This is a genomic window from bacterium, assembly GCA_019912885.1.
GTDB lineage: Bacteria > Lernaellota > Lernaellaia > JACKCT01 > JACKCT01 > JAIOHV01.
This window is the reverse complement of record JAIOHV010000102.1, coordinates 1-18049: the sequence shown is the minus strand read 5'-3', so window position 1 is coordinate 18049 and position 18049 is coordinate 1. Positions and strand designations below refer to the sequence as shown.

The window sequence follows — 18049 nt, the reverse complement described above, 5'->3', positions numbered from 1 at the left end:
CGCCTTCGCGGTAAACGTTGGTTCAGCCGCCGCAGCAGCCTCCGCCATCGTCGTCATCGCCGGATCGGTCATCGTCGTCGTCTGAAGCGTCGTCGTCCGAAGCGTCGTCGTCAACCGCGTCGTCGTCGTCGTCCGCGCCCGTGTCATCGTCATCCGCAGCGTCATCGTCCGCGTCGTCATCCGCGTCGTCATCGGAATCATCGTCGTCCGCGTCATCGTCATCGGCATCATCGTCATCGCCGGGGATGGTGGTCGTGGTCGTCGAACCTCCGGTGGTCGTGGTGCTTCCCGCCGTGGATGTCGTTGTCGCGCCCGTCGATGTGGTGGTCGCACCCGTCGTCGTGGTCGCGCCGGTGCTCGTTGTGGTTCCACCCGTCGAGGTCGTCGTCGAACCGCCGGTCGAAGTCGTCGTGCCGCCGGTGGAGGTGGTCGTTGCTCCCGTCGTCGTCGTCGTACCGCCGGTGGTGGTTGTCGTCGATGGCGCGGTGGTCGTGGTGGTGGGCGCGGTGGTCGTGGTGGTGGTCGGGGTCGTTGTGGTCGTGGTGCCGGTGACGTTGATCGTCAGCGTGTAGTCGCCGAACGACGCGGCGGACCAACCGTCTACCCAGATGTAGAATGTCCCCGTCACCGGCGCGGTGAACGTCACCTGAGATTGCGTCAATCCTCCAAAATCGTCGTTGCAGCCCATCGACGTGCCCGTGCAGGTGTCGTAGGTGACGACGAGCATCGTGTTGTAGTCGGCCGTGACGTTGACGACGTACTCCACGCCGAACGTGCCGGTGAAACTGTAGACGACGTCGAATCCGGCGCCGGACCCGCCGCAGGCGGGGGTGTAGTCGTCGCTGGCCTTGTCGGTCTCGCCCGTTCGAACGGCCGGAACGGACGCAATGTGTTCGACGAACTCGCAGGTGTCGTTGAACGGGTACGGGGAGAAGGCGAACACGGCGCCTTCGCCGTTTTGACCATTTGAATAGTTGTGCGTGCCTACGAGGATATCGTCGCGGCCGTCGCCGTCGGCGTCTCGTGCCCATGCGAGCGATTCACCCAACTGGGTCTGGGCGATATTTGATTCGGCGCGCCAAACCGGCGTCGTATCGACGGCGCTCGTCACCGCGGAGCCGCCCAGGTAAATCCAGGCCGCCCCTTCGGTGGTCTGACCGCCGCTGAATCGCGGATGGCCGACGACCACGTCATCGTAGCCGTCCGCGTTCACATCGCCCGCGCTGGAAACGGCGACGCCGAAGTATCCCTTGAGTTCGCCCAACGTGAGTGTCGCGGCCGGGGAGGAAACGAGGCCCGCACCCGCGCCCGTGAACACGTACGCGTAGTCCGGAGTCGTCGCGTTTGCGCCATGTCCGGGCGCGCCGACGATCACGTCGTCGTAGCCGTCCGCGTTGACGTCGCCCGCAGCCGCGACGGAATACCCGAGCCGCTGGCTTGCCGTATTGCTTTCATACGACCAGGGTGAACCAACATTCAGGCCGGCGTTACTACCGTAGTAAACAAAAGCCGCTCCTTCGGCATTTTGCGTCACTCCATTGGTCCAATTGTAGGAACCGAGGATGACATCATCGTACCCATCGGCGTCGACGTCGCCCGCGCACGCGACATTCCAGCCGAAATAGGCGACGTCGCGATTGCCCTCGATGATCGCGTCGGTACTCGTCGACGGTCCACCAGAAGCGCCGTGAAAGACATAAATGGCGCCTTCGTTGTTCTGATCGTTGTCGTAGTTCTGGATCCCGACCAGGACGTCGTCGTATCCGTCACCGTTAACGTCGCAATTTCCCGCAAGCGACGTACCAAGACCAAAATTGGTGACGTTCGACTCGACCTGCCAGGTAGCACTGCCATCCAGCCCGCTTGCGCTACCGCGATAAATCCACGCTTTCCCTTCCGCGTTCTGGCCGTTTGAATAGACCGTGGCCGAGACGATTACATCGTTGTAATCATCGTTATTCGTGCGGCCGGCGCACGCGACGACGCCAAATCCAGCGTCTTCCTGATCGGGCGTTTCCGTCCAATCGGGCGTCGCCGAAAACCCGGACGCGTTACCGAGGAACAGATCGACGCGCCCGAGATCGGAGTTCCCGTAATTACGAGATCCAACGATCACGTCGTCGTAACCGTCGTTGTTCACGTCGCAAACGGCGAGATGATTCCGTTCACCCATGAGCGCATTGATATCGTCGCTCTCGACGTGCCAGAACGGCTCGTTCGCCGCGATCGCGCCGCCGGCCGCGGCGTCGAATTCCGCGTCGTCGTCGCTCCACGAATCGTCGGCGGATTGCGCGGCGGTGAACGATGCGGTTTCTGGTTTGTCAAAATCGCCCTCGCAGCCGACCCACGTCACGGCGACAAGAATTGCCAACATGCACACGATGGGAACAAAACGCATGGTGAACCCTCCCCAGGCAGTCATGAATCCATGATTACAATGATTGCATACGCCCATTCACGCGGGCGCGCAAGTTGACCGGGATCAAATGTATGAAAATCTGGAAGTCTGAAAGACTGGAAGTCCGAAAGTCTGGAAGGTCGTCACAATTTTCACCACCCTTCGGCGTCGCTCGGGGCAACAAGAAGGATGGCATCGCGCTCCCGGTATCACTTTGTCAGGACAAAATGCGTGGCCATGCTCGTGGAGACGTGCTGGGCGCACTTGTACCCGAGGCTCACCATATCGATGCCGGCGAGGAGGTTTTCGCCCCGGCCCAGAAGCACCGGAGAGAGCGCGAGGTGCATCTCGTCGATCCGTCCCGCGATGAGGTACTGGCGAATGGTGGCCACGCCGCCGCCGAGCCGGACGTCCTTTCCCCCGGCCGCAGCCATCGCCCGTTCGAGCGCGGCGTGAATGCCGCTGGTCACGAAGTGGAACGTCGTGCCCCCTTCCATCGCGATGGGCGCGCGGGCGTGGTGCGTGAGAACGAAGACCGGCACGTGGTAGGGGGGATTGTCGCCCCACCATCCCTTCCAGCTTTCGTCGGGCCAGGGGCCGCGCACCGGCCCGAACATGTTGCGGCCGATGATCCAGGCGCCGACGTTCTCGAAACCGCGTGCGGCGAAGTCGTCATCGGCGTCTTGGCGGGCCGGTTCGTCGCCGAACAACGATGCGGCGAAATCGGCATGCATGTCCCGAAACGTCTTCGTTCCGAGGACCCACTTGTGCAGCGCCATCCCTCCGACGCCCATCGGATTGTCCAGGTCCTGGCCGGGACCGGCGCCGAAGCCGTCAATGGAGATGGAGAAGGCATTGACCCGGAGCCTGGACATGTGCGTCGTCCTTTCCTTCGGCGAACGCGGCCGAATTGATCATCGGCGGCTTGAACGCCTCGCGATGCACGTTATTGATGCGTGCAGCGGACTCCGGAGCCGAACCGTGGTTCGGCGTTCCCAGGGTCAGTATGAGCCCGGGTCGTCGTCCGGTTCGCCCTCGCCGTCGAGGGGTTCGAGGTCGAGTTCCATCGACGGGGCTCGGCGCAAGACTTCCTGCACCTTCCAGTCCGAGGAGATGACGCCGTAATAATCAAGCTTGCCGGCGCCGCTCGGGGCGTACGTCGCGACGTTGTTGCGCGGATCGAGGCTCGTCTCCTCCCGTTCCGGCTCGTAGATGACATTGAAGAGCTTGCCGGACGACGTGGCGAAAAGCCGGCTCGTGAGATCGACGCCGTACACGCCGTCGCCGCGCGAGGATTCCATCGTCACCCAGCCGTGATTCGGGATGTACGCCTGGGCCACCTTGTGAAACGCGAGGTCGTACGCCGTGACGCGGTGCGGGCGGTTGCGCGCCACGGTGCCGGAGACGTAGCGCGCGGGGATGCCGGCGGCGCGGCAAAGCGCGATCATCGAGAACGAATATTCCGTGCACGAGCCGTGACCCAAAAGCAGGGTGCGCGGCGCGGGGAGCTTGCGTCCGTCGCCCTTGTAAAAAAGCCGGCCGCGCACGTAATTCCAGACGCGCTGGGTGGCGGCGAGCGCGTTCGTCTCGCCGGCGACGGCCTCGGCCGCGGCGTTGCGGATGATGGGCTTGTCGAGCCGGTAATACGGTCCGTCGGCGAGGTAGTCGCGGCGGATGTCCTCGGGGATCGCGTCGAGCGTCCCGACGGTGGTCGGGTCGATCTCGTAGCGGACCTTCCGCAGCTCGACGTTCGCCTCGTATTTGACGGCGAGGCGCTCGCCGGGATAGCCGGGGCCAAGCTCCCACTGCGCGTATCGGTATCCGTAGCGCGTCGTCCACTCGCGCGCCGGCGGCGGCGAGGCGCGCCAGACCTGCACCTTTTGCGAATCGGTGTCGGCGGGAAGCGGCATGGTGACGATGAGCGTCTCGTTGTCCGGATTGTCGCGGACGTGAAACTCGGCGTTGACCTCGACGTTGTAGATCACGGGGTCCGCGGCGAGGATCGGCTGCGCCGGGAGATGGTCCATGTCGGCGGTGTATCCAAGCGCCCAGGGGGTCCAGTCGGCGGCGAGGGCGGGGGACGGTAACGCGAGCGACAAGGCAAGTGCGAGAAGGCGAAAATTGAAGATTGAAGAACGACGATTGGAGATTGGCCGCGTGCGCGTGGTCATGGGAGCACCGTCGCAAATCGCGAGGGGGAAGGTCAAGCAAAACCGAACGGACAGCAATGGACATTATGGACTGGATGGACTTGATGGACCCGCCGGGCGCGTCCGGCCGGCTCGATGGGCTGTCGGTTCCTTCCGACGTCCATCCTGTCCGTTGAGTCCATTCTGTCCATCGGACACGGGTACGATCGAGGCAAGCGGGCCGCCCGCAGCCCCGGGGCTATCAGGGGCGAGGCCGGTGGTTTGCCGTGCGGGCGGGTGATATACAATGGGCGGCAAGAAAGGGAGCGCGATCGTGACGGCTCAGCGAATCAACGAGAAGCGCGATCGACCCCCGGACCGGCAGGTCCGCGTGGCGGGAACGCTGGGGTCGGTCCACGCCGGCGACAGAACGTTTGTACTCGTGCTGGAAAGCGGCGAGAGGCTGCCGGGTGTTGCGATCGATATGCCCGGCGACGACCTCGCCGCGCTTTTGGGCACGATCGTCATTGTCTCGGGGCGCGCGATTTTTTCGTCCGCGGGCGAGGCGGTGCTGATCGAAGCCGTGCGGGTTGCCGCCGCCACGGAGAACACGAGCCCGTGGCGCAAGATGCCGCGTCCGCTTGCCGGCGGCCCCAAGCGCGATTACCGCGAGCCGCAGACGGCGACGACGGGCATCAACGCGATTTTCGGCAAGTGGCCCGGTGACGAGACGGACGAGGAGATTGAGGATTTGCTCAGGCGCCGGAAGTGATTCCCGCGTTCGCGAATATCCAATACGACACGAGCGTGCTGGTTCATTTGCTGCGAGGCAAAAGAACGGGCGTGCAAATCTTTAACGATTACCAACTTGGTACGCGCGTTGAGAAGGCATTCATTTCCATCGTCACCGCTGGAGAAATCCTGTCGTTCGCGGCGCAATCGAAATGGGGCGCGCAAAGGATCAACGACATGTACGCGTACCTTCATGAGCTTGCGATTGTCGGTCTCGATGATTTCGAAATCGCCGAAATCTATTCCGATTTGGATACATCCACTCGCCGGTGCGGACTGACCGTTAGCCACAACGACCTTTGGATCGCCGCGACGGCGCTCAATATAAACGCGTATCTTCTGACCAGCGATCGCGATTTCTTACCTCTTGCGGATCTTGGCGTTCGCGTCGAATGGGTCGATCCCGCGCGCTGATCGGGCTTTCGTGGCAAACCGCGCCCGACGCGGGCGTGGTGGGGTGTTTGCGGGCGCGTCGGGGAACGGTGCGCTTTTTCGAAGCAGGTGAGGACACCTGCGGTCCCAGGGAGCGGCCGTGGCGGGGAGACGGGTCGTGCGGGATTTGCGGGCGCGTCGGGTAGAGACGGGATTTGCGGGCGCGTCGGGTTGAGACGAATTTCCTCCGGGCACAGGCACGGTACAACCGTGTGCCGGCATGCGGCGCCGAGCCTCCCGCCAACGCAAAACCGCCCCGCCCCGCTCTGAGCGGGGCGGGGCGGATGACGTTTTCGCGTCCGGTTTTCGCGCGCTTCGGCGCGGCACCCCTATCGTGCGTTCGCGCGTCTTTTATGTCCGCGCGCCGCCTTTATCGTGCGTATGGTTGTCTCGCGTTCAGTTCGCTCCGGGCGCCGGGGGCGGCGGGGCGACGGCCTCGAGGGCGCTGGCGAGCGCCTCGTCGATGTTGTTGATGAAGTGGAACTCCACACCCGCGCGCAGCCTTTCGGGAATCTCAAGCAGGTCCTTGCGGTTTTTCTCGGGCAGGAGGATTCGCTTGATGCCCGCGCGTTTGGCGGCGAGGATTTTTTCCTTGATGCCGCCGACCTGGAGAACCTGGCCGCGCAGCGTGACCTCTCCGGTCATCGCCATGTCGGCGTTGACCTTGCGTCCGGTGAGAAGCGACGCAAGCGCCGCGAGCAGGGTGATGCCGGCGCTCGGTCCGTCCTTGCCGATGGCGCCGGCGGGGATGTGGATGTGGATGTCGTAATCCTGGAAGACCTGCGGATCGATGTTGAAATCCTCGGCCTTGCTTCGGATGTAGGACAGCGCGGCCTTGGCGGACTCCTGCATGACCTCTCCGAGCTTGCCGGTGAGGATGAGGTTGCCCTTGCCTTTCATCATGCTGGCCTCGATGAACAGGATGTCGCCGCCGGCGGGCGTCCAGGCCATGCCGGTCGCGACGCCTGTGACGCTCGTGCGTTCGGCGACCTCGGGGTAATAACGCTCGGCGCCCAGGATATCGCCGACCTTCTCGCCGGTTACCTGCACGTGTTCGGCCTCGCCGCCGGCGATGATGCGCGCGCCGGCGCGGCAGATCGAAGCGATGTTGCGCTTGAGCTCGCGAACACCGGCCTCGTGCGTGTAGTGATCGATGAGCCGGGCGAGCGCGTCGTCGGTGATCTCGATCTGCTCGGCAGTCAGGCCGTGGTTTTCGAGTTCCTGCTTGATGAGGTGCTGGCGCGCGATGATCATCTTTTCCTCGGTGGTGTAACCGGGGATCTCGATGACCTCCAGGCGGTCGCGCAGCGCGGGCGGGACGGTATCCATGCGGTTGGCCGTTCCGATGAACAGCACCTTCGACAGGTCAAACGGGATTTGCAGGTAGTTGTCGGAGAACGCGAAGTTCTGCTCCGGGTCCAGGACTTCGAGAAGCGCGCTTGAAGGATCGCCCCGGAAGTCCGCGCCGACCTTGTCGAGTTCGTCGAGGACGAAAACGGGATTGCGTACGCCGACCTTTTTCATCGTCTGCAGGATGCGGCCGGGCATGGAGCCGATGTAGGTGCGCCGATGGCCGCGGATTTCGGCCTCGTCGTGCAGGCCACCGAGGCTCATGCGATAGAACTTGCGTCCCATGGATCGGGCGACGCTGCTTCCGAGCGAGGTCTTGCCGACGCCCGGAGGGCCGACGAGGCACAGGATCGGTCCCTTCATGCCGGGCTTGAGCTTGCGTACCGCGAGATATTCGAGGATGCGCCGCTTCACTTTCTCCAGGCCGTAGGAATCCTCGTCGAGGATCTTCTCGGCCTCCTTGAGGTCGATGTGGTCTTCCGTCTCCTCGTTCCACGGGAGGTCGAGAATCCACTCGAGATAGGTGTGGCTGACCGTGTGCTCGGGGCTCGAGGGAGGAATGCGTTGCAGGCGCTTCAGCTCGCGTTCGGCGACGTCGAGGGCGTCCTTGGGCAGTTCGGCCTCGTCGATGCGCTTTCGGAAATCGTCGATGTCGGATTCCGCGCCGTCGTCGTCGCCGAGTTCCTTGCGGATCGCGTCCATCTGCTTGCGCAGGTAGAACTCTTTCTGGTTGCGGTCGAGCTCGCCGCGGATTTCCTCGTCGATGCGTTTTTTGACGCGCAGCATCTCAAGCTCGGTATTGAGCAGGCGGATGATGCGTCGGCAGCGCGCCTTGATGTCGAGCGTTTCGAGGATGGCGATGCGTTCGTCGACGGGGATCGACATGTTGGCGGCGATGAGGTCGCAAAGCGGTCCGATCTCCTGCATCTCGTCCACGAACTGGCGCGCCTCGCCGGGGATGTTCGGCGAAAGCTGGATGACCTGGAGCGCCAGCTCCTTGGTCTTTTTGGCGAGCGCCTCGACCTCGGCATCGATCACGGGCGTTTCGAGGGGATAATCCACGTCCACGCGCATGTGCGGCGTGTACGCGGAAAACTCGGTGCCCTGGATGCGGGCGAGGCCCTGCAAAAGGACGGTCTGCGTCGAACTGGAACGCTCGTCCATGACCTTCAGGATCTTGGCGAGCGTTCCGAAGGCGTGCAGATCTTCGCCCGCGGGATTTTCGACCTTCGGATCGCGTTGCGTGAAGATGGCAATGAAGCCGTCGGCTTCCTGCGCCGCTTCGATCGCGGCGAGCGAAAATTTCCGTCCGACGGCCATCGGCGCGATCGCGTTCGGGAACAGGACCGCATTCCGAAGCGCCAGAACGGGCAGGTTTTTCGGGTGTTTGTTTTCGTCGAAGAACATCTTGCTCCCTTTCGTCCCCCGGCTCATGGCCGGATCGGCCGTTTTTTTGCGGCCACAACGCAATGTAACCACCGGCTCCGCTTTGTCAGGATCGCCAGGAATTTCGTCAAAAATTCAATAAAATTCGTCGTTTCCCTCGCAATACCAACCTTTCGACCCGGCGGGCGGGTTGTTCGTCATAAGCCGCCGGAAAGAACGGCGGGATTAGCACCTCGTCCCTCGGCGCGCCGGGCGGCGAGCCAACACCTATCTATCGGCCATTATCGCTCAAAAGGCGATACGGGGGAGGCAATCGCTCCAATTCGATTGATAACGCACAGAGAACGCAAAATCCGCGCGCGTGGGGCGCCTTTTCGTAAGCGGGCGCGTTCCTTATAATAAAAGGTTGGTCGTCGAACCAGGACCGTTGGAACGGGGATTTGATGGAAGCCACGACAAAAGACACCAACGCCGCCGAAAACCTCGCGGCGGCGCCGAAGAATTACGAGAAGGAAAAGACCTGGTTTGCGCACTCCGGTGACGTGCTTGCGCGCATTCGCGAGCACGTGCCGCCCGAGCGCGTGCGCGCGTTGCAGAAGATCCGCCCGTGGCGGCACTTTCTGACCGTCGGGCGGCTTTACGCGCAGATGTTCCTGCTTGGCTGGGTGTGCTGGACGTTCACGAACCCGCTCATCTGGATCCCCGCGGCGGCGCTTCAGGGATTCACCGTGCTGGGGTTCATCATCCTATTGCACGAGCAGCTTCACAACGCGATCTTCGTGAAGCCGCACCCGAAGGCCAAGCGGTTCCTGGGGCTGCTGTATTCGTTTCCGAGCGCGATTTCCGCTTCGCAGTTCACGCGGTGGCACCTGGATCACCACGCGAATCTCGGCAGCGAGATCGACGATCCCAAGCGCGCGCACCTGTCTCCGAAGCTCAACGCGCGCTGGTACAAGGCGCTCTATTTTACGATCGCGCTCATCGTCATCTACGCGAAGGCGGCGGCGACGGAGACGGCGATTTATCCGCAGGAGCTTCGCCGGCGTATCCGGCGCGAACGCATCGCGAACTTCTCGCTGCATTTCGCGATCGCGGCGCTGCTTGTCGTTGCCGGCGGGTGGGGCGTGATGGCGCGCGCGTATCTCGTGCCGATGACGGTGTTTTTTCCCATCGCCTTCATCCTGAATCGCCTGGGGCAGCATTACGAGATCGATCCGGCCGACCCGGCCAAGTGGGGCACGCGCGTGGACGGCAACCCGGTGTGGCACTTCCTGTTCGTGTGGTCGAACTTCCACCTGGAGCACCACTACTTCCCCACGGTGCCGATGTACAACCTGAAAAAGCTCAACCGCGAACTGCGCCCGTTCTTCGACGCGATCGGCCTTCCGAGCGTCGGCTACGGGCATCTGCTGTGGGGCTGGCTCGTGAAAAATTTCCCGGCGCACACGAAGTGGGACGCGGGTCCATCCGAAGGCATCGCCGAAAACCCCGCACCGGCGCCGGCCGCGCACCGCTGATCGACGCGTGAGGCGTTTCCTTGGCATCGCCGCGATCGCCCTTGCGTTGATCGTTCCTTGCGGCGCGCGGGCGAGCGATTTCGGACAACTGAAGGGCCAAGTCGTCACCATCGATCACGACGCCGCGCCGCGCGGCACGGGCGTTTTTCGCGCCGGAGCGGCCGAGGCCGACATCACCCCGCGCATCAGGACTTTCGTGGACGCCAACGGCAACGGCGTGCACGACGGGGGCGATCCGAAAAAGGCGTACGACATCGGCGAGCGGGTCGTCGAGTTCGAGGAAGGCACGATCTTTGTCGGCAATGGCAACGGCGCGGCGACGCACGTGCACGCGCCGCTTTATGCGTCGGCGCTCGTCGTCGAGGACCCGGACACGGGCGTGCGCGTGGGGTACGTGTCGAGCGATCTGTATCTGCTGCTGCAACACGACACGGACGCGATTCGCGCAATGATCGGCCCGAGCGCGCGCGTCGACCATGTGGTCGTCGCGCCGACGCACAACCACATGGGCCCCGACACGCTCGGCATCGCGTCACTCGGCGTGGTGGGCGCGGGGCCGATCCTCGCGGCGCTGTTCGAGGGCGCGTCGATCGAAAGCGGCGTCAACGCGGTGTGGTTCGACCGCATGGCGAAAACGACGGCGATGCTCGTCGAGCAAGCGGCGGCGAATCTGAAGCCGGCGACGCTGCGCGTCGGCAAGTCGCATTTTTCGTTCGGCATGACCGACGAGCGCGAGCCGAAGATCATTGACGACGAGCTGTTGACGATCGCGCTGGACGGCGCGGACGGGAAGCCGATCGCCACGCTGATCCAGGGCAACTGCCACCCGGAGTCGGTGCTGCTTTTCGCCGATCCGAAATACACGCTGATCGACGACCTGGACGCGATCCCGGCCGAGACGCGGGCGGCGTGGGGGCACATCATCACGCCGGGGTTTCCGGGTTGGGTGCGAAACCACGTGCGCGAAAAACGTGGCGGCGTGCCGCTTTATTTTTCCGGCGCGCTCGGCGCGATGGTGACGAACATCAGCACGAAGATCTGGGATCCGGAGGCGCATCCGGAATATCCCGCGAGCGCCGACCCGGCGAGCGTGCCCGAGGCGATCAAGATCCCGCCGGATTTCCGCATGGCGCCGATCCAGGGGCGCGAGATGGCGAAGGCGGCGCTGGCGTCGCTCGCGGATGCGCGCGCGGCGGATCGGCCGGACGTGTCGTTTCGCCGCAAGGACGTGCTGCTGCCGCTCGATAATCCGCTGTTCCGCCTGGTGGCGGGGCTCGGCATCCTGGGGCGGCATCGCGGCACGATGTACGACGATAAGGGGCGGCCGGACGCGCGCACGGGGCATTGCGCGAAGGGCGTGTGCGTTCCGGGGGTGGACATCCCGAAGGGGCGGAATCTCCGGACGGAGGTCAGCGTCGTCAACATCGGCCCGGCGCAGCTCATCAACATCCCCGCGGAGGTGGTCGGCGAGATCTCGCTTGGCAAACCCGCGGATTTCGATACGAACGTGCCGCGCTATTTCCCGAATGACGCAAAACATCACGCGGCGGGCGCGGACTACAAGCTGATGTACCCGCCGCTGAAAAAGCTCGCGACGCGGCGGTATCCCGCCGTCATTGGCCTGGCGCAAAGCGATATGGGGTACGTGATCCCGGCGTCGGATTTCGACCCGCCGCACGACTTGTGGGTCCCGCCGTTTTCGGCGTGGTGGATCTGCTTCGATTCGTCGTCGAACCCGCACTACGAGGAAAGCAACACGGCAAGCCGCCTCATGGAAGAGCGCCTCGTCGGCGGGCTGGTGGAGTTGTTGAAGGCGGAGCGCGACCGGCCAGCGGATCAGAGCCGCGACCGTTAGGGAGCGGGCGGAGGCGCGCCGGGGAAGGGTGTGTTTTTTCGAAGCAGGTGAGGACACCTGCGGTCCCAGGGAGCGGCCGCGTCGGGGAGACTAGTCGCAGGGGATTTGGGGGCGCGTCGGGATGGCGGAGCGTTGTGCGAACGTTCTTCCGGGGCGCGAACGAAGCGGGCGAGCCGCCCGCGGTCCCAGGGGCATAACGCGTTGTAAGCGGCGGCGCGCTCGCGTAAAATCCGCCCCCTCGCGAGTCCGGTTCAGGGGGAGGGGAGCGGCTGACGGGCCGCGGGGATTTTCGTCGCGCCATTGCGCGTTTTCGGCCGCGCCGTAAAAGAGCAACCATGAAGACAAGCGAATTGCCGGCAGGACGTGACCGCTCGCTGGCGCTCGCGGCTCTGACCGCAAGGAAGACACGCGGAATGCCGATGCCAACCACCCGCTCCCTGACGGTCGCGGCTCTGACCGCGCGGAAGACGCGCGGAGGGGCGGGGACACGTGACCGCTCGCTGGCGCTCGCGGCACTGATATTTGCGATGGCGTTTGCGTTCGCGGGCTGTTCGTGCGGCGGGGCCGATGAGCAAGACACCGCGAGCGCCGGTTACAACGTGCCGCGGGGCGGCGCGGGCGACGATGATGGCATCGATGACGACGACGCGGCCGACGACGATGCGGCCGACGACGATACGTTGGCCGACGATGACGCGGATGATGACGACGCGGCGGACGACGACGACGACGATGATGCCGCCGATGACGATTCCGCGGATGACGACAGCGCCGACGACGATGCCGACGACGACGATACGGACCCGGTGCTGTGCGTCGCGCCGGGAGGCGGCGCGCGCGCGCCCTTGAAGGCGGGCGTTGCGGTCGGCGATTTCTATTCGCCGATCGGCATCAGCCTCGCGGGCTACGGGGCGCGCGGCGGGGAGAAGCATCCGCTGCAGCAGGTGCTCGGCGGCTCGTCGGGATACCTCGAGCGGCCGAACGTGAAGGCCGTCGCGCTCGACAACGGGCAGGAGCGCGTGGTGTTCGCGCGGCTGCCCACGGTGTTCGTCTCCGAGGTGCTGCACACCGCCGTCACCGATCAGGTTTGCGAACGCACGGGCATCGACCTGTCCGAGCGGTTCCTGCTTTCCGGCACGCACACGCACAGCGGGCCGGGGCATTTCTATCCGCTGCCCGCGCCATTTTCGATCGCCGGCGCGGATCTGTACGACGAGCCGATCACGCAGCTCATGGCCGCGAGCGTCGCCGACGCGGTGATCGCCGCGATGGACGATCTTGCGCCGGCGAAGATCGGCGCGGCCGTCATCGAGGGGTGGGATCCCGGCAACGGATTTTCGCGCGATCGCCGCTGCGAAAACGGGCCGCCGAGCTACAAGGAAGATTTCCTGTTCCTTTCGCGCATCGAGCGCGCGAACGGCGAGCCGCTCGCGGCGCTCGTGAATTACGCCATGCACGGGACTTTCGTCGGCGGGACGATCCTTCACAACGACGCGCCGGGCGCGCTCGAGCGCGGGCTCGAACGCACGTTCGACACGTACGTGCCGGTCATCTTTTTGAACGGACCGGCGGGCGATGTTTCGCCGACGCCGCCGTGGGGCTACGGCGATTTCGCGCAGTTCGACTCGTATTCGCGTCGCATCGGCCCGCCGCTTCGCGAGGTGTGGGACGGGCTTGTCACGACGGACGACATCCCGCTCGAGATGATCACCGAGCGCGTCGAGGTGAACCGCGACACGATCGCCTACGCGGACGACGAGTTCGGGCACGTCTCGCGCTTCACGGGGAACTGGGAGCCGTTCGACAACGGCGGTTTTATGTGCGGCGAATTTCTGACGGACTACGAGGCGCAGCACGGCTCGATCAGCGACTGCAACAACCTGGAGACGCAGCTTCTCGAGGGCTACTACGGGTGCCTGATTCCGGTGTTCGATTTCCTTGAGCCTTTGACGTGGTTCATGAAATCGACGCAGATCGGGCACGTGCGACTCGGCTCGACGGTGCTTTCGTTCATGCCGGGCGAGCTTGGCAGTTTTTTGTCGAAGAAGATGCGCGAGGACATGGCGCCGATCCTTGCGGCGGACGCGACGATCGAAGGGCACGCGACATTCGGCTACGCGAACGGCTATCAGATGTATCTGCTCACGGAGTGGGACTGGCTGCAGGGCGGGTACGAAACGTCGATGAGCGCGTGGGGTCCGAAATACGGCGATTTCCTCGCCGGCCGCAGCACGGCGCTCGTCGGCCAGTTGCTCACGCCCACGCGCGAGGACAACGCGACGGGCGCGCCGGATCAACAACGGCATCCGTGGCCGCCGTCCATCGTGCCGCTGGATCCGGAGCCGGGGACAAGCCCGGGCACGATCGTGACGGACGTCGCAGCGTCGTACGCGCGATTCGACACGGTCGAGTTCGGCTTCCGCGGGGGCTACACCACGGTCGATCCGCACCGCGTCGCCGTCGAGCGATGGGACGGCGGCGCGTGGATCGCCGCGACGATCGCGACCGGCGAGGCGATCACGGACGCCACGACGGATACGTTCCTGCACTACACGCCCGTGCCGGATTACAATGCGACGAAATATCCGAACGAGCGCGAACACCGCTACCGCTTCGTTTGGGAGACGCTCGCCGACACACCGGCGGGGACGTATCGCATCCGCGCGAACGGCCGCTCGTTCGACGGCGCGCAATACGAGCCGTATGAAGTCATTTCCTCCGGATTTGAAATCGAGTCCGCGGGAAACCTCATCGCGGGTGCGCTCGCCGCGACGCCGGACGGCAACGCGGTGACGATCGCGGCGGGGCTATTCTGGCCGCCCGCGACGGGATACCGCGTTCGTAACGCGGCCGTGGCTGCGAACGAAAACGCCCCGGTGACGGGCGGCGAGATCGTCGCGACGGTCGTATTCGCCGACGAAAGCGAGCAGGAGGTGACGCTCGACTTTGTCTCCGACGGGCACTTTGAAGGATCGTTCCTTGCGGATTCGTACGCGGACGCGACGGTCGAGATTCGCGCCGGCGACGCGACGGACGCGGACGGCAACGCCAACGCGAACGCGCTTGCGCCGATCGCGCTGGACTGATGTCCGAGCCGCAAACGCAGCGCAGCGGAGTGCGCGGTCGGCAACGCCGAACGTGGAGCTTCTTTTCAGGGCCGCAAGTCCCGAGCGGCCGCCGAGGGAAGCGCAGCGGAGTGCGCGGTCGATACCGCCCCATGCCGGGGTTCCGTCAATCCAAAGCGCGACAGAGGAATTGTCCATAATGTCCATCAAGTCCATTCGGTCCATCGTGTTCCTCGCGCTGCTCGCGTTCGCGCTCGCGTTTTCCGGCGGCTGCTCGTGCGGCGACGACGATGACGACGACACGTCCGCGGATGACGACGACACCGCCGCCGACGACGACGCGGACGACGACACCGGCGACGACGATGACGACGACGACGACGATGACGACACATCCGCCGATGACGACGATACGAGCGATGACGACGATTTCGACGACGACCTGGACGACGACCTGCCCGTCGACAATCCCGCACAGTACGTCGATCCGCTGATCGGCACGGGCGGATGGATCTACGGCATGGGCGCGTTGAATCCTGGGCCGATGCTGCCGAACGCACCGGTGAAACTCGGACCGGACACGTCGATCAACGACCTCATCATCACGAAGATGCACGCCGGCGGGTATTACTATTACGACGGCTGGATTCGCGGCTTCTCGCACACGCACCTGCCGGGCACCGGCGTCACGGACCTGGCGAACGTGAACCTCATGCCCGTTCTCGGCATTTCCGACGAACGCATCACCGACGCGGGCTATCGCTCGAAATACGACCACGCCACGGAGGTCGCGCGGCCGGGCTACTATAAGGTGACGCTCGAACGGTTCGGCATCGACGTCGAGTTGACGAGCACGATTAACGCGGGCGTGCACCGCTACACGTTCCCCACCGGCGGCGGCGATCCGCACGTCGTCATCGACGCGACCTTCGCGAACGACCCGTCCGCGACCGGCGAGGCGGAGATCACCATCGACACCGGCGCGGGCGAGGTTTTCGGCATGACCGACATGCGCCAGGGATTCACCGGGCGCACCGACGGGCTGCCGACGTATTTCGTCGTGCGTTTCTCGGAGACGATCGCAAGCCACGGCACGTTCGCCAATGATGTGCGCGATCCGGGCGGCACGACGGAATCCGGCGCGGACTGCGGCGCGTACGTCGGATTCGCTCCGGGCACGACGAGCGTGACCGCGAAGGTCGGCATCTCGTTTATCAGCGTCGAAAAGGCGCGCGAAAACCTTAACGCGCAGATGACTCTTTTCGATTTCGACGGCACGGAGAGTGACGCGGTCGATGCGTGGAACGACATCCTTTCCGACGTCATCGTGTACGGCGGCGACGACGTGACGCGCACGGTCTTCTACACCGCGCTCTACCATCTCTACGTGCTGCCGACATCGTTCACGGAAGAGGGCGGCGAATATCGCGGCTTCGATCGCGCGGTGCACACCGCGACGGGCTTTACGTACTACACCGACTTCTCGCTGTGGGACACGTACCGCACGCTGCATCCGGCGATGGCGCTTTTGCGCCCGGAGATCGCGCTCGATTTCGTGCACTCGCTCATGGCGATGAACGACGAGGGCGGCTCGTATCCGCGCTGGGCCGCGGGCCTTGGCGACGCGGGCAGCATGATCGGAACGCACTCCGATTCGGTCATCGCGGAGGCGCTCGTGAAGGGCATCGACGGTTTCGATGTGCAGGAGGCGTACGACGGCCTGCGCTTGCACGCGGTCGGCGATGTGCCGTACGGCGGGCGCAGCGGGCTTGACGAATACATGCTGCTTGGCTGGGTGCCGTCGGATGTGACGAGCGGCTCCGTATCGAAGACGCAGGAGTACGCCTACGACGATTTCTGCCTCGCGCAAATGGCCGATCATCTCGGCGAAACCGCCGATCGCGACCTGTTCATGGATCGCGCGGGGAACTACGCGAATCTGTGGGATCCGGCGACGAAACATTTTCGCGGGCGCGATTCGATCGGAGATTTCACGCCCGAGCCGTTTGCCGAATGGTGGCTGTGGTATGAGGAATACACGGAGGGCAACGCACGGCACTGGCGCTGGTACGCGCCGCACGACGTGCCGGGGCTTGTCGATCTGTTCGGCGGCGTGGACGATTTCGTCAGCGAACTCGACGCCTTCTTCACGGCGACGCTCGACGAGGTGTGGATGATCCTGCCGGATCTGCACTACTACCACGGCAACGAGCCGGACATTCACGCGGCGTATCTTTTCAGCGCGGCCGGCCGGCCCGATCTCGCGGCGAAGTGGGCGCGCTGGATCATGACGACGCACTACGACGAAACGCCCGACGGCATCTACGGCAACGACGACGGCGGCACGCTCTCGGCGTGGTACGTGTTTTCCGCGCTCGGGCTGTATCCGATCGCGCCGTGTTCGCCGTATTACTTCATCGGCTCGCCGATCTTCCCGCGCGCGGACGTGCGCGTTGGCCCGGGCAAGACGCTGTCGATCGTCGCGGAGAACACGTCGGACACCAACATCTACGTGCAGTCCGCGACGCTGAACGACGAGCCGCTGACCGAGCCGTGGATCGCACACGCGGATGTCGCGGCGGGCGGCGAGCTGCGTTTCGTGATGGGCGCGTCGCCGTCGAGCTGGGGCCAGGGGGAGATGTTCGAATAATGCGGAGTGCGGAGTGCGGAATGCGGAATGGAATCGCAATGTGAATTGGGAGTGGGGAATTGCGAATTGGGAATGGAATCGCAGAATTGTTTTTCCACGGATAATGTCATCCTGACGGACGACGTCATCCTGAGCGAAGCGAAGGATCTGGCCGCGCGCCGGCGGACGCTCGTTCTCATGGCCGCGCCCGCCGCGTGACGCGCCGGGGCAACATCGTCCTTGCCGCGTCGGTCTTCGTGCCGGCGTTCGCGGTTTATGCGATCACCGCGCCGCGCACGGTGGGCTGGCAGGACTCCGGCCTGTTCCTCGCGGCGATCCGCGACCTGGGTGTGCCGTACGAGCCGGGTTTTCCCGTTTACATCGTCGCGGCCAAACTGTTCACGTACCTCACCGCGTTTCTCGATTTCACCCTGCGTGTGCATCTGTTTTCCGCGGCGTGCGGCGCCGGCGCGGCGGCCGTCGTCGCGCTTCTTGC

General features: G+C 64.5%; 11 protein-coding genes. 7 read left to right on the top strand and 4 right to left on the bottom strand.

All coding sequences use genetic code 11. From position 1 onward, the window contains the following. Nucleotides 1–22 precede the first annotated feature (22 nt). The 3 genes from K8I61_08675 to K8I61_08665 form a co-directional block, all read right to left on the bottom strand. On the bottom strand, nt 23–2398 hold the full coding sequence (locus tag K8I61_08675; GenBank protein ID MBZ0272098.1) for an integrin alpha: 2376 nt from the start codon (nt 2396–2398) through the stop codon (nt 23–25). Between the two features lie 209 nt (nt 2399–2607). Then, complete coding sequence (locus tag K8I61_08670) at nt 2608–3273, bottom strand: dihydrofolate reductase family protein (GenBank protein MBZ0272097.1); 666 nt, start codon at nt 3271–3273, stop codon at nt 2608–2610. A gap of 126 nt (nt 3274–3399) precedes the next feature. Next, nucleotides 3400–4569, bottom strand: coding sequence for a transglutaminase-like domain-containing protein (locus K8I61_08665; GenBank protein ID MBZ0272096.1), 1170 nt, complete (start codon nt 4567–4569; stop codon nt 3400–3402). Nucleotides 4570–4861: 292 nt separating this feature from the next. Between K8I61_08665 and K8I61_08660 the strand changes: the two genes are divergently transcribed. Together K8I61_08660 and K8I61_08655 are read left to right on the top strand one after the other, a co-directional pair. Beyond that, nucleotides 4862–5299 (top strand): hypothetical protein, encoded by a 438-nt coding sequence (locus K8I61_08660; GenBank protein MBZ0272095.1) that lies wholly within the window; start codon nt 4862–4864, stop codon nt 5297–5299. Continuing rightward, nucleotides 5296–5733, top strand: a complete 438-nt coding sequence (locus K8I61_08655) for a type II toxin-antitoxin system VapC family toxin (GenBank protein MBZ0272094.1) — start codon at nt 5296–5298, stop codon at nt 5731–5733. Before K8I61_08660 ends, K8I61_08655 begins: the two co-directional genes overlap by 4 nt. 414 nt (nt 5734–6147) lie before the next feature. Here K8I61_08655 and lon read toward each other — a convergent pair whose 3' ends face one another. Beyond that, nucleotides 6148–8535, bottom strand: coding sequence for an endopeptidase La (gene lon, locus K8I61_08650; protein ID MBZ0272093.1), 2388 nt, complete (start codon nt 8533–8535; stop codon nt 6148–6150). A 395-nt stretch (nt 8536–8930) separates the two neighbouring features. Here lon and K8I61_08645 point away from each other — a divergent pair, with 395 nt between their 5' ends. From K8I61_08645 to K8I61_08625, 5 genes are all read left to right on the top strand, one after another. Beyond that, complete coding sequence (locus K8I61_08645; protein MBZ0272092.1) at nt 8931–10004, top strand: fatty acid desaturase; 1074 nt, start codon at nt 8931–8933, stop codon at nt 10002–10004. Nucleotides 10005–10011: 7 nt separating this feature from the next. After that, nucleotides 10012–11859, top strand: coding sequence for a hypothetical protein (locus tag K8I61_08640; GenBank protein ID MBZ0272091.1), 1848 nt, complete (start codon nt 10012–10014; stop codon nt 11857–11859). Nucleotides 11860–12278: 419 nt separating this feature from the next. After that, the gene (locus tag K8I61_08635; GenBank protein MBZ0272090.1) at nt 12279–14945 is read left to right on the top strand and encodes a hypothetical protein; all 2667 of its coding nucleotides are present in this window, start codon (nt 12279–12281) and stop codon (nt 14943–14945) included. 178 nt (nt 14946–15123) lie between these two features. Continuing rightward, a complete protein-coding gene (locus K8I61_08630) occupies nt 15124–17574 on the top strand; it encodes a GH92 family glycosyl hydrolase (GenBank protein MBZ0272089.1) in 2451 nt (816 codons plus the stop codon). 194 nt (nt 17575–17768) lie between these two features. Continuing rightward, a partial coding sequence (locus K8I61_08625; GenBank protein ID MBZ0272088.1) for a DUF2723 domain-containing protein occupies nt 17769–18049 on the top strand: 281 nt, incomplete at its 3' end.